The sequence below is a fragment of the Candidatus Pelagibacter sp. HIMB1321 genome (genome assembly GCF_900177485.1).
Classification (GTDB): domain Bacteria; phylum Pseudomonadota; class Alphaproteobacteria; order Pelagibacterales; family Pelagibacteraceae; genus Pelagibacter.
The window spans coordinates 715,095-728,370 of record NZ_LT840186.1 but is presented as its reverse complement, the minus strand read 5'-3'; the positions used below and the strand labels follow the sequence as shown (position 1 = coordinate 728,370).

General features: G+C 30.2%; 8 protein-coding genes. 2 read left to right on the top strand and 6 right to left on the bottom strand.

Going from position 1 to position 13,276, the window contains the following annotated elements; translation table 11 throughout:
- Positions 1-8: 8 nt before the first annotated feature.
- The 4 genes from B9N70_RS04020 to B9N70_RS04005 are packed head-to-tail and all read right to left on the bottom strand — an operon-like array spanning position 9 to position 4,382.
- Positions 9-1,403 carry a tetratricopeptide repeat protein gene (locus B9N70_RS04020; RefSeq protein ID WP_085114521.1) on the bottom strand — a complete coding sequence of 465 codons (1,395 nt, stop codon included), beginning with the start codon at positions 1,401-1,403 and terminating at the stop codon, positions 9-11.
- Positions 1,403-3,403: a CHASE2 domain-containing protein gene (locus tag B9N70_RS04015; RefSeq protein ID WP_085114520.1), complete on the bottom strand. Its 2,001-nt coding sequence runs from the start codon at positions 3,401-3,403 to the stop codon at positions 1,403-1,405. The genes B9N70_RS04020 and B9N70_RS04015 overlap by 1 nt, the downstream gene beginning before the upstream one ends.
- Before the next feature lie 9 nt (positions 3,404-3,412).
- Positions 3,413-3,961 (bottom strand): invasion associated locus B family protein, encoded by a 549-nt coding sequence (locus B9N70_RS04010; protein ID WP_085114519.1) that lies wholly within the window; start codon positions 3,959-3,961, stop codon positions 3,413-3,415.
- A 40-nt stretch (positions 3,962-4,001) separates the two neighbouring features.
- Positions 4,002-4,382: a MarR family transcriptional regulator gene (locus B9N70_RS04005; RefSeq protein ID WP_085114518.1), complete on the bottom strand. Its 381-nt coding sequence runs from the start codon at positions 4,380-4,382 to the stop codon at positions 4,002-4,004.
- Between the two features lie 81 nt (positions 4,383-4,463).
- Between B9N70_RS04005 and B9N70_RS04000 the strand changes: the two genes are divergently transcribed.
- Positions 4,464-5,411, top strand: coding sequence for a LysR family transcriptional regulator (locus tag B9N70_RS04000; RefSeq protein ID WP_085114517.1), 948 nt, complete (start codon positions 4,464-4,466; stop codon positions 5,409-5,411).
- Positions 5,412-5,461: 50 nt separating this feature from the next.
- Here the strand turns inward: B9N70_RS04000 and B9N70_RS03995 are convergent, their stop codons facing one another.
- Complete coding sequence (locus B9N70_RS03995) at positions 5,462-5,746, bottom strand: hypothetical protein (RefSeq protein WP_085114516.1); 285 nt, start codon at positions 5,744-5,746, stop codon at positions 5,462-5,464.
- A 118-nt stretch (positions 5,747-5,864) separates the two neighbouring features.
- Between B9N70_RS03995 and B9N70_RS03990 the strand changes: the two genes are divergently transcribed.
- The gene (locus B9N70_RS03990; RefSeq protein WP_085114515.1) at positions 5,865-12,401 is read left to right on the top strand and encodes an autotransporter-associated beta strand repeat-containing protein; all 6,537 of its coding nucleotides are present in this window, start codon (positions 5,865-5,867) and stop codon (positions 12,399-12,401) included.
- On the opposite strand, the gene B9N70_RS03985 is transcribed toward B9N70_RS03990, so the two are convergent.
- Positions 12,398-13,234, bottom strand: coding sequence for an AAA family ATPase (locus B9N70_RS03985; protein WP_085114514.1), 837 nt, complete (start codon positions 13,232-13,234; stop codon positions 12,398-12,400). The two genes, B9N70_RS03990 and B9N70_RS03985, sit on opposite strands and share 4 nt — an antisense overlap.
- Between the last annotated feature and the right edge of the window lie 42 nt (positions 13,235-13,276).

Below are 13,276 nucleotides of genomic sequence, written 5' to 3'. Positions count from 1 at the left end.
GTTTCTCATTAATAATAAATCCTTTTTGTGATACCAAAATTGAAGGTTTCTTTTTCGTAATTGTGTTGAAGTAAGGATCCATCATTTTCAGTTTCTGACCATGACATGTTATAAGTTAATGTGTTTAGTTGGTTCATTATAAAACTTGGCAATTCTAAAGTAGGCATTGATCTTGCAATTTGTCCCAAACTTCCATTCATTGAAACAGTGTGAGTAGCAGAATCTTCTCTTCTAGTTATTGCTGAACTTACAAAACTATCTCTAGTATCATAATCTTTATCAGATTCAGAATAACTATATGTAAAGTTTCCCCACAGTGTATTTTCAGTATAAGAAATAGAATATGTATGATCATCTAAAGCATTGTGGTTAGCGATTGCATGAGTGTCAGTATAGGTATATTTTAAACTTAATTTGTGTTGAGCTCCTTCACCCATTAACAAATCATATCCAGTTGTAAAACCTTGCTTCCAGGTGTTTTGGTTTCTACGAGTTGCATTTGATGGATTTTGATTTCCTTTGTTAGTTCCTAAAGTAATCCCACCATTAAATCTATGATTTTCATTCAAACTAAAAGTGTTATTAAAACTTAAATTGTTAGCATAAGTATCTGCTGCTCTTCTTGTATTAGTATCAGTGAAAGAGTAGGAAGCACTAAAAGAATTTCTTTCAAAAAATTTACTGTAACTTGATGAAAATGTATTGGTGTCATTTTCGTCTGTTGTTCCTCTATTTTGTTCTGATGAAGATGTTCCAACAGAAAGAGAAATATTTGAAGTATCATTAATTTGATAAATTGCACCAGTAACGGTATTAATAGTTTCTATATTATCTCCCTCAACTCCACTCATCGCAACAATACTTCCACCAGAATATTGAGTCTTGGATGAAGATACATTTCCAATATTTGAGTGTAATGTAGCTTTCCACCCAATATCTTGATAAAAAGTCCATTTATTTTCTTTACTAGCAACTTGAGATCTTTTCTTTTCTTCCTCTTCAACAACTTGTCTTGCTTTTTGTCTTGCTATAGCTTTTTCATCATCAATTCTTTTTTTATTGATATCATCAAATACTTGAGCAACTCTTTTTTTAACATCCTCAGTGATTTCATCTGATTGTCTAATCTCTTCAATTAGTCTTAAAACTTTTTCAGTACTATCTGTTTTAACCGCAATAGATAATAAATATAATTTTAAATCAATGTTAGTAGGATAAAGAGCTGTTAGTCTTTCTAAAGTAGCAATTACACTTTTAAATTCACCTAATGCCTCTTGTTCTTTTGCATACTGAAGATTTAACCTTAAGTCAGTTGGATTTTTTAAAATTTCTAAATAAGTTACTTCAGCTTTAACTTGTGTAGATAAAGATAAAACAAAAAGAATTAGGATAAATTTTTTCATCAATTATTGTGGCCCGAAACAACTATACATGTTACATCATCTCTTAACGGTGCATCTCTTTTTGTTAAAATTTTACTGATATGTTCTATTATTTCACTAGGCTTAATAAATTTGTTATTAATTAATTCTTGCTCTAAACCTTTGACTTGAAGTTCTTCTCCATTTTCTAAATATCCCTCAGTAACACCATCAGTATAAATCATTAAGTTTTTGTCTTGAATGTTTACTTTATTAGTTTGAAAGAAACTTTCATCATCCATGCTCATTATTCCAAGCGGCGGTAGGGTAGATTTTAAGTATTCAAATTTATATTCTTTATCGAAGATCATTATTGGCTCGTGTCCGAGGTTTATATATTCAATTTCTTTGTTATTTATATTAAATTTTCCTATTACAGCAGTGATAAACATACCTTGATAAGAGTTATTTGCTACTTGGTTATTAACAAATTGGGCAATACTAGAAACTGATTTTTCAAGTTTAGCCATAGATCTAAAAACAGCTGCTGCATTAGCCATTAAGATACCAGCTTTTACACCTTTGCCTGACACATCGGCAAGAGTGAAATAAACCTCATTATCATTAATAGAAATGTAATCATAGTAATCTCCTGATACATCTTTGGCTGGAACATTTTTAGCAAAAATTAAGTCTTTATTGGTAAATTCTTTTGGAAATAATTTTTTCTGAACCTCACCGGCAATTTCTCTTTCTTGTTTTAATACAATTTGTTTTTTTTCATTTTCCAATGCAAGTTCATTTTCTTTTAGATATCTAAAGTAAAGAGTGGTTAAGAATAATATTGAAGAGCTTGAAATAATGTAAAATACATCAACAAAGTAGTTAAATTGATAAACAATCATACTTGCTGCAATTAAGATTAAAACTAATCCACTAAAGAAAATTATACTAAATTTTGGTAAAATTTTATTTGGGATAATCAAAACGAGTATCAAAGAGATAATAAGTAATAAATTTTCCGCAATCGTTGTGTATAAATTCTTAATTATAAAATCATTGTTGACAATGTTTTCAATTAGATGAGCGTGAGTTTGTACACCAGGTATTACATCTCCATTGGGGATTTTAACAAAGTCAAATAAACCTTGAGCTGAACTTCCAATAATTACAATTTTATCTTTTAGTTTGTTTGCATTAACACTCATATTCAAAACATCAACTGCTGGGATATAATTTTTTTTATCAAATTCTTTGTAATTTATATAAACAATTGCATTTGGATCTGGCTCTATTAGATATTTTCTTGTTTTAATTGAATTTATTCCTGTTTCGTCAGAGTTAATTAAAATACTTTTATGTCCATGCAGTGCCCTTAAACTTTCCAAGCTCAGTGCAGGCCAAATATCACCATCAATTTTTAATATAATCGGAACTGATCTTAAAACTGCATCTGGGCTATCAAGGTATGAAATTGTTCCTATGCCAGCTGCAACATCATTAAACTTTTCCAGTGATGTAATTTTATTTTTAAAACTGTAAACATAATTAGATATATCCATTCCTCGAGAAATAATATTTGTTTTTGGTTTTGATGGATTATTCTTATTATAAGTTGACACGTCCCCAAGGACTGAAAGAACAACATTAGATCCCTTGATACTCTCTAATAGTGATTGATCACTGTCAATTACTTGATCACTTTTGATATTAAATTCCTCTAAGATTTTCTTAGGATTTTGTTTATCTTCCTCACTAAAAAAAATATCAAATGCAATAACAGATGCTTGGTATTGATTTAATCGATCAATTAGTTTTGCAAATACGTCTCTTCGCCATGGAAATTGACCTATTTCACCAATACTCTTTTCGTCAATATCAACAATTACAACACCATCGTAATTATCTTTTTTAATAAATAAACTTTGATAAGCATCATAGGCAATATTCTCAACTTTCATGACAAAGTTGCTATCTTGAATTTTAAAAAAAACTAGAAAGATCAATAGAACAATGCCTGTATATTTCTTTACATTGTTCATTTATAAAAATTAACCTTTAGATTTACTTAACTCTTTGTAAGCGTTACTAAAACCTTGTAATGAACTTTTGATAACTAAAGGATCTTTTTGAAATCCATCGATACTTAACTCAAAAAAAGCAGATTTATTCATAGATGCTTTTATTTGATTAAATAAACTTACATTTGCATCATCTTTACTATTATTTGTTAAATTTATTATACATCCAAATGCTTCACATTTACTAATTGGTAAATTTACAGCTGTGCCTTCGTGGAACTTAATTTCAACTTTTTTTTGAACGTTTACGCCTAAAGGAGTAATTATATTTAATACTTCTTTAAGTTCATTTTGATCATTAATAAAATTTGAAAAGGCGAAAGAAAATTGGATATTAGTATTATTAATAGTTAATTTTTGAATGATTTCACATTGATTTTTTTTATTTACATTAACACATCGGTATACCCAATCCCTGTACTGCTTTGTAATTGAATTGGGCTCATTTGCTATAGAATTAAAAGAAACATTAGCAAGTACAATCAAGCTTAAAATAAATTTTATTAGTTTTTTAGACATTATGATTTAGATTTATTCACTTACATTAATTAGCAGTTACTTATGCTAAATTAGACATTTTTTTATGAAATAAAACACTTTTTTCAAATGTAGGTTTTCTGTATTTTTGAGTAACGTACAATTTACCATCAACACGCATCACATAATCTAATTCAATCAGCTCATTAACTTTTCTTCTAACAGTTTCTCTTGGTAAATTTAGACCTCTTGTTACTGCATTAATGTTACTGCCTAACGCGTGAGCAATAAAAGTTTCATTATCACAGATTAAATCTTCATCTTTCCAGGTCTTTAAATTGATATGATAAATAATTTTTAAAATTTGAGCATAATAGGGTCTACTGCCATACAGGTGTATTTCATCTGCGTAAATTGCAGTGATTAATTTTTCAACTTCAATAATTTTTTTAACAGAATCCATAATTTGAGTATCCTCATAATGGGTTTAATGTATAATAAAATTATTATATAAAATTACTTTTAATATAAAAAAATTATATACATGATTAATAAACATGAGTTTTTAAACCCTAAATTCTTAAATTATTTTTTAGTTGTTGCAGACAAAGGAAGTATTTTGGCTGCCAGTAAAGACTTAAGAATTAGTCAGCCATCAATTACAAGAAGTATCAAAATTATAGAGTTTAATCTCAAGAAAAAAATATTCTTAAGAGGGAAAAAGGGGATACAACTTACAGAGGAAGGACAAATCCTATACGCTTTTGCAAAAAAAAGAGAAATTGAAAATCAAAAAATTGTTACAAACATAAAAAGCAACACACTTTTAAATCAAGATAAAGTCAAAAATCAAATTACAATTGGTTTTCCATCTACACTATCTACTTTACATAAAGATCATTTTATATGGTTTATGAAAGATTATTTTAAAGACAAAAGATTAAAAGTAGTCGAGACTAATTCTTTTGATTTGATAAAGCTAATTAAAAATAACAAAATTAATTATGCAATTTCAAGTTTACCTCAAGAAGAAGAAAATATTATTAAAGATTTTTTATTTGATGATATTTTTTGTGTAGCATTTGCAAAAGGACATAAATTTGAAAAATCAAAAAAGATAAAATTAAAAGATGTGCAAAGTGAATCTAATTATGTTTTTAGAGACTCATGTGAATTCTTATATTACAAAATTAAAGATGAAAAAAATGAAATTATTAATAAACAAGAATTTAATAACTTAATTGATATTAGGAAAAAAAATAGAGGACATTCAGATATAATCTATACTGAAAATGAAAATACTTCTTCAACTTGTATTAAACAAGGATTAGGGGTTGGTATAATTCCAGAAAGCATTGCTCAGAATAATGCTCTTATTTATAAACCTATTGATGAGCCAAAAATTTCAAGACAGATTTATTTAATTAGAAATAAAAATACGTTTTTATTTGATATTAATCTTAACACTTTAAAGAAAATTCTTTCATTATAATTTGAACGAATTTATGAAAATAATTTTCTAAATTAAAGCGAGAATTTATATTAATTTATAAAATAAGTTGAAAATACCAAAAGAATTGCTGATCCAAAAATTATATATTTAATTTTTTTACTTTTTTCATTTTCAATAATTTTTTGTTCAGTTAATTTTTCAAATAAAACTTTACTTGAAGATGGATCTTTTTTTTCTTTAACTGAATTTAAAATATCATTTTTAAAAAGTTTATTTTTTTTATTATCTAAAGATTGCTGTTGAATAGCTTTGTAAATATTTGATTTTAATTTATGTGAGGGATTATAAATTTCATTTAAATCTACTTTTGACATATTTAACTTATCTTACATAACTTAAAAAAAATATAGATCTTTAGGCACTAATTTGAGCACCCACTATGGGTATTTCAAAATAATTAAAAAAGATTAAAATAATAATCTACTTCTTAAAATGAAAAAAAAATTACTTAATTTAATTAATTTTTTTATTTTATTTTGTATTTCTTTATTAAGTTTTTCATTTTTTAATTTTGCTAATGCAGTGAAAACTGTACCCATAACTGGTTGTGGTACTAATTTTGAAACTTCGACTTATTTAGTAGTAAACAATACAATTGGTTCTGGTGGATCATGTCCGGCAACTGGTGAAGAAATAGCAGTACCAACAGGGAATACTCTACTTTTATCAGAAACTGCTTCTGGAGCAGTTAGTATATCTAACCCTATTTCAGGAGCTGGTACTTTAAGTGTCTGGGGATCATCAACAGCTCTTACTCTAACAGGTTCTAATACTTTAACTGGCACAATCAGAGTATCTGCTGATCTTACATTAACAAATTCTTCTGCATCTGTATCAACAATTGAAATTATAGGTTCATCTAGTATTTTAAAATTAGGTGCTCATGACATATTTGGAAATCACCAGTCAAGCTCGCCTAGTATAGACTTTGCTACCACTGGTGGTACATTATCCAATCTATCTAATTGGTTTAATCATATTGGTAATGTTACACTAGCTGATGGGGCCATCATTACTACAGATGGAAATCATTCTTCAGGTGGTACGACTATTGCAGGATTGAATTTAGATGGCGACATTACATTAGGTGACAATTCTACTGCAAATTTTAATGCAACAAATATGGGAACGTATGGTCTTGGAACAGGTAGCGATACTGGTCCAAATAGAAATTTTACAGTGGGATCAAGTTCAACTTTAAATATTAATGCACCGTTAGTTAATGGACAAGGTGGATCTGGCGGATGGCCAACAAATCAACCTGCCGCAAGTATTACAAAATCTGGAGCTGGTACATTAGTTTTAGGAGGTGCAAATACATTTACAGGAACAACACAAGTTAGTGCTGGAACATTGCAAATAACAGGAACTTTGGGAAATGGATCTTATAGTAACGCTATAGCAAACAGTGGAACACTAATTTTTGATTCTTCATCTAACCAAACTTTATCAGGAAAAGTTTCAGGTACAGGAGCGCTAATAAAAGATAATTCTGGTACATTGACCTTAAGTAATTCTGGAAATGATTATACTGGTAATACCACAGTTAGAGCTGGGACATTGCTAGTTTCTGGTAATATTTCTTCATCTTCTCAAGTTAATATTACAGATAGTTCAACTACTTCTTCAGATACACCTCAATTTTTAATTCAATTAGGTACTTCAAATAATTCAGACATAGTTGTTAATAATAATTCTACGGCAAGCAATCCAATTATTGGTTCTTCAGGAAGTGGTCATACAAATGCTTTTTTTAATGGTGACATAACATTAAATAGAGATGTTACTTTTCATGATGCAGGAACTGACAGAACAACGTTTACTGGTAGAATTACTTCAGCAAATAATGACATCACAATTACTGGAACAAGAGTTACTTTAGATAATGATAATAATAATATTACGGGAGCAACATTTAATGTCAGCAACGGATCAATTCTTCAATTAAATAATGAGACGGTTATAGGAAATAGCTCTGACTTAAATACAGTTAATCTTAATTCAAGTGGACTACTTTATATAAATGGAGGAACAGGTGCTAATTTTTATGTAGGTGGACTTACAGGCTCAGGGGGTGAAGTTAGAAGAAATACTGGAGGAACAGAAACAATTTATATTGGAAATGATAATAATAACTCTTTTGGCGGAATAATCACAAATTTGGATAGAGATGGAAGCACCATAACACTTAATGTAAATAAAGCTGGCTCTGGCACTCAAACTCTTTCAGGAAATAATACTTATATTGGTAGTACAACAATTTCTTCAGGAACATTAGAGATATCTGGAACAATAGGATGGGATGGATCATCTGCTGATTATGCGCAAAGTATTTCAAATTCTGGTACTTTGATATTTTCTGGTTCAGATCAAACCATATCTGGAACCATAACAGGAACCGGTGCTTTGACTAAATCTGGATCTAATGAACTTATATTAAGTGATGCTAATGATTATACTGGTAACACCACAATTAGCGGTGGAACTTTGACAGTCACAGGCAGCTTGTCAGATACTACTGCAGTAACAGTTGAAAGTGGAGCGACATTAAATGTTGATGTATCAGACACTATAGGATCCATTTCTGGCGCAGGTGTTATTGATATCGTTAATAAAGAAATATTGACTGTAGGTGGTAATAATTCAACGACAACTTTCTCAGGTATTATTCAAAGTGATGGAGGCTCATCAAACGGAGGTATCACAAAAGAAGGAACTGGAAATTTAACTTTGTCAGGCAATAATACTTTTGGTGGTGCAGTAAACATTACTGCTGGAACATTAACTGTAACATCAAATAATGCCTTAGGAAATACAAATAATAATACCACTATCCAATCAGGAGCTACAATTGACTTTCAAAACGTTAATTATTCAACGACTGAGTCACTTAGAAATAGTGGAACTATTTCTACTTCTACAGGTACAAGTACTTTTGCGGGTTCAATCATATTATTTGCCAATTCAACAGTAGATGTTGATGGAACTCAATTGACTTTAAGTGGTAATATTAGTGAAAGTGGTTCAAGAAATATAACTAAAGAAGGAACTGGAATATTAGTATTGTCAGGAGCTAACAATTATTCTGGCGACACATTAATTTCAGCTGGAACTTTAAAACTGACAGGTAGTTTGTCTAATTTAACAGATGTAACAATTAACTCAGGTGCCTCATTAGATTTGCAATCATCACAAACTATTGCAAGTTTAAATTTAGATGGTTCTGTAATTAGAAGTGCTGGCACTTCTTCTTTAGTTGTTTCTACAACTTCTGATTTGGGGGGAAATGTAACAACATCTGGCACTCAAACTTTCACAGGAGCCACTACTTTAAGTGCAGCAAACACATTAACAACAACTAATTCAAATATTATGTTTGGTAATACAGTCAACTCAGATGGAACCGCTAGAAATTTAAATATAAACACTGGTACAGGAACTACTCAATTTACAGGTATAGTTGGAGGCACTAGTGGATTAGGTGGCATTGATATTACAGGTGCATTAGATTTAGATGCAGCAATATCTAATGCTTCATCTGTAGCTGTATCTTTAACTTCTAACATAGGCGCAGATGTAACAACAACAGGGACACAAACTTACACAGGTGCTACAACTTTTAGTGCTTCTAGTACACTAACAGCTTCAACTGTAAATTTTGGTTCCACTGTTGATGGTGGAAACAATAATATTATTATTTCTGGTAATGCTGATATTGATGGAGCAATAACTAACACTAATGCTTTCAGTGTTTCTGGCGCAGGAGTAACTTCTAATATTGGTGCTGATATTACAACAGCTGGTGTTCAATTTTTAGGTAATGCAACATTATCAGGTACAGGAAACCGAACTGTTACTTCAACAGGTGGAAGTAATATAACATTTTATGGAATTACTGGTGCTTCAAAAGGTTTAACAGTTGATGGAGGATTTCAACTTTCTACCAATGATGCTACAGGACTTGCAAGTTTGAGTGTTACTGGAGCATCTACTTTAGCTGCAGATGTTACTTCAACTGGTGCCCAGTCTTATGATGGTACAACTACTCTTTCAAGTGGAGACAGAACATTAACTGCATCAACAGTTACTTTAAATGCTGTAACAGGAGGATCTAATGCTTTAACAGTGACTGGAAATTTAGACCTAGATGGTGCTGTTTCAGGTGTAACTAATATGTCTGTATCAGGCACATCAAATATTGGTTCAAATGTTACAACAACAGGTACTCAGAATTATCAAGGTATAACAACACTTTCTGGTGGTGACAGAACATTAGAAGGTTCAACAATTACAATGGCGGCTGTTACTGGTGGATCAAACGCTTTAACAGTAACAGGAAATTTAGACCTAGATGGCGCTATATCAGGTGTAACTAATATGTCTGTATCAGGTACATCTAACATAGGTGCAGATGTTACAACAACAGGAACACAATCATACACTGGTACAACTACAGTATCTGCAAGCTCAACATTAATTGGAACAGAAATTTCTGCAGCGGCAATAGCATTAAATGATGATTTAGAAATTAGAAATAGTAGCGACTCTACATTAGCAAGTGTTATTTCTGGTACAGGGGCATTAACAAAATCAGGAAGTGGTGCTTTAACTTTAAGAGGCATAAATACTTTTGATGGAGATCTAACCGTATCAGCAGGTACTCTCTATGCAGGTTTAGCTGCAGATAGTGGAAATCAAGTTATTGAAAACAATTTAACTGTCAGTGGTGGTACTTTATCTGGAGGGGCAACTATTGGAGGAAATGTTACAGTTGCAACAGCTAATTTAGCACCTGGTAATAGTATTGGAACTTTAACAATAGATGGCAATGTTACTTTAGGTGACAACTCAACTACTACAATTGAATTTAATGATACGACATCTGATAAAGTAGTCGTATCTGGAAATATTACACTTGCAGGTGCATTAGTTTTAGAACCAGCAAACACAACTTATTCTGATGTAACACTTACAATTTTTGATGGATCTGGAGGATCTGGTAATTCATTATCGGGCACTTTTGCTTCAACTACTGTAAATAATAGTTCAAATTTAGGTGATGCGACTACCTCTATTTCTTACGACACTGTAAATAGAAAAGTATTTTTAAATATTGATGAGGATGGTGGGGTTTCATCAAATACTGTTAAAAGTTTAACAACAAAAAATAATTTTAAAGACATTGCCGAGGTGTTTGATGCGGCAACAACTGGTAAAACTCTTGAAGTTGCAAATGTGTTAAAAGCCTCTGATAGTAATTCAGTAAATACTGAGCTTGGAAAATTAAAAGGTACAGTGCTTGCTACAACTTTTACTCAACCTACTTTAAATCATAACAATTTTAATAGAGCTTTAAGTAGCGTTACTTCCTCTAATGTAAATACTTCATTAGTTAGTAGCTTCACAAGTAGTTCAAATGAATTAACTTTAGCTTCATTACAAGATGCAGGTTTATATGGGGATAAGACAAATTTTAATGAATATTTTGATTATTCAGATACTAGTGTTTTAGGCTTTGTTAAAAATAATAAGAATAGATCTATATTCAATGATTTTCGATCTGAAGACTCTGCAACATTTATAAGAACTTATGGGACCACAGCTGATCGAGATAATATCAATTCCAATTATACAGGTTACGACTCTGAGACAACAGGAATTTTATTTGGTCAACAATTTAAAAATGATGAAGAAACATTTACCGGTTACTCTTACGGTTTTACAGGTACAGATACTGATTATAAAAATAACTATGGTGAGTCTAAAACCTATTCAGTTCATGCCTCTTTATTCAAACAATATGATAAAAAAGACCATGGTTTAAACTTAATATCTGGAATGTATGTTTCGAAAACAGAAAGTGAAAGAAATGTTTCAGTATTTGGAACTTCAGTAAATGACAAATATGTTTCTGATTATTGGGATGTTGGAGTAAATCAAGAAGTTCAATATATTAAAAAGTATAAATTTGGTGAAGTTAGCGTTTCACCGTCAGCAAAATTTAATTCAACTTATGTATTTAAAAGCGATACCGAAGAAACAGGGGGCGAGCTAGCTTTAAATGTTGATAATGAAAATTTATTTATAGTTAAACCTGAGCTTGGAATTTCAATTGGTGTCGATCTAAGTAAAAAAGAGAACATTAATAATGAGTTAAGCCTTGCAATGTTTGCTTCTCAAGATCATTTTATAGATGGTACCACCTCTAATGCTCGTTATAGCTCAGGCTCATCGTTCAATGTTGATTTGCCAAGAGATCAAGAAACTTATTATTCATTAGGACTTGGATATAATTTCTTAAATAAAGAAACTGATACAAGCTTAATGGCGAATGCATTTTTAATGCAAAACGAGGAAAGTGATATGAATTCAAATATTTTTTCTTTAACCTTTAGAAAACTATTTGGAGATTTTGCTAAAGGTAATGTTCCCCCAGTTATTGCAAAAAAACCTGAAAATGATCAAGAGGTTATAAAAGAAGCGTCGCCTAAAGATAAAAATACTATTAAAAAAGTTGAAAAAACTTTAGAAGAGTTTGAAGAAAATATAGAAATTGTTTTAAAAGAAAGTCCATCAGAGCAAGAAGTTGCTAAAGTATATGAAAGTATTAGTAATAATTCAAAAATTAAAAAACAATTAACTCTAAATGATGTTTATAATAATTTAAGTGCAAATTGTTATGCGATTGAAAACAAACTAGTCCACTTAGTAAATTACTATGATAAGCAGCAATTATATAAAATTTTAGATAAATGTAATAAGCTTTCAGATCCAAAAATACATTTAATTGCAAACCGATTACATCAAATTCAGTTGGATGAAACAACTGCTTTACAAAAAATTTATTATAAATATTTAAGAATATTAAGTTATGTGCCTTTTATAACTTTTGTAGCTTTTATCATTTTAGCTTATGAATTTATTAGAAGATATATTGTAAATCATTTTCGAGCAAAAAATACTGTTTAACTAAAATTATTAATTGTTGTTTCAACATCCTCTTTTTTAATCATCATGAGATCTAATTTAGTTTTAGTTTTCATCTGACTTAATCTTACAGATTGAGTTTGAATACAACCCTCGAAAAAACGCCTTACATCTCTAGCATTTGAATATCGCTCACCAGTTATTTCTATAACTTTTTTACACGCATTTTGAATTGGGCCACTTGCATCATTTGCAATCATATAATTATTTTCACGACACATTTTGTAGAAAATTTGATAAAGCTCTAAATCGTTATAATTTTCAAAAATAATATTTCTCTTAAATCTTGATGCCAAACCAGCATTAGCAGCAACAAAGTCATGCATATTTTTTTCATAACCTGCAACAATAACAATTAATCTATCTCTGTAATCTTCCATGTATTTAAGCAATTCATCAATTGCTTCTTGACCATTATCGTTAGGATCTTTTTTATTGATTAAAGTGTATGCTTCATCAATAAATAATACATTATCTATTGCTTGATTAAATTTTTCAGCAGCTCTTTCAGCCGTTTTTCCTTTTTCAGCAACAACTAAATCACTCCTCGTAACCTCAATAAGTTTACCCCCTTGAATTAATCCAAGGTCTCTATAAATTTCTGCTAATATTCTTGCAACGGTAGTTTTACCAGTACCAGGATTACCAGAGAAAATTAAATGCAAAGTTAAAGCTGGACCTTCTCCTAGACCTTGTTCTTTTCTTTCCTTAGTACTTTGTAAATAAGCAACTAGGTTTTTAACTTCTTCTTTTACTTTTTTAAGACCTGGAAGTTTATTGATATCTTGTATGCTTTTTTGAAGCGCTTCACTCATTGATTTATGTTTAATATTAGTTAATTATTAATAATATAGAGT

What these genes read in the sequence shown, in the direction of transcription:
- B9N70_RS04015 (WP_085114520.1), bottom strand. Translation starts at nt 3,403, where the DNA reads ATGAACAATGTAAAGAAATATACAGGCATTGTTCTATTGATCTTTCTA.
- B9N70_RS03990 (WP_085114515.1), top strand. Translation starts at nt 5,865, where the DNA reads ATGAAAAAAAAATTACTTAATTTAATTAATTTTTTTATTTTATTTTGT.
- B9N70_RS04010 (WP_085114519.1), bottom strand. Translation starts at nt 3,961, where the DNA reads ATGTCTAAAAAACTAATAAAATTTATTTTAAGCTTGATTGTACTTGCT.
- B9N70_RS03995 (WP_085114516.1), bottom strand. Translation starts at nt 5,746, where the DNA reads ATGTCAAAAGTAGATTTAAATGAAATTTATAATCCCTCACATAAATTA.
- B9N70_RS04000 (WP_085114517.1), top strand. Translation starts at nt 4,464, where the DNA reads ATGATTAATAAACATGAGTTTTTAAACCCTAAATTCTTAAATTATTTT.
- B9N70_RS03985 (WP_085114514.1), bottom strand. Translation starts at nt 13,234, where the DNA reads ATGAGTGAAGCGCTTCAAAAAAGCATACAAGATATCAATAAACTTCCA.
- B9N70_RS04020 (WP_085114521.1), bottom strand. Translation starts at nt 1,403, where the DNA reads ATGAAAAAATTTATCCTAATTCTTTTTGTTTTATCTTTATCTACACAA.
- B9N70_RS04005 (WP_085114518.1), bottom strand. Translation starts at nt 4,382, where the DNA reads ATGGATTCTGTTAAAAAAATTATTGAAGTTGAAAAATTAATCACTGCA.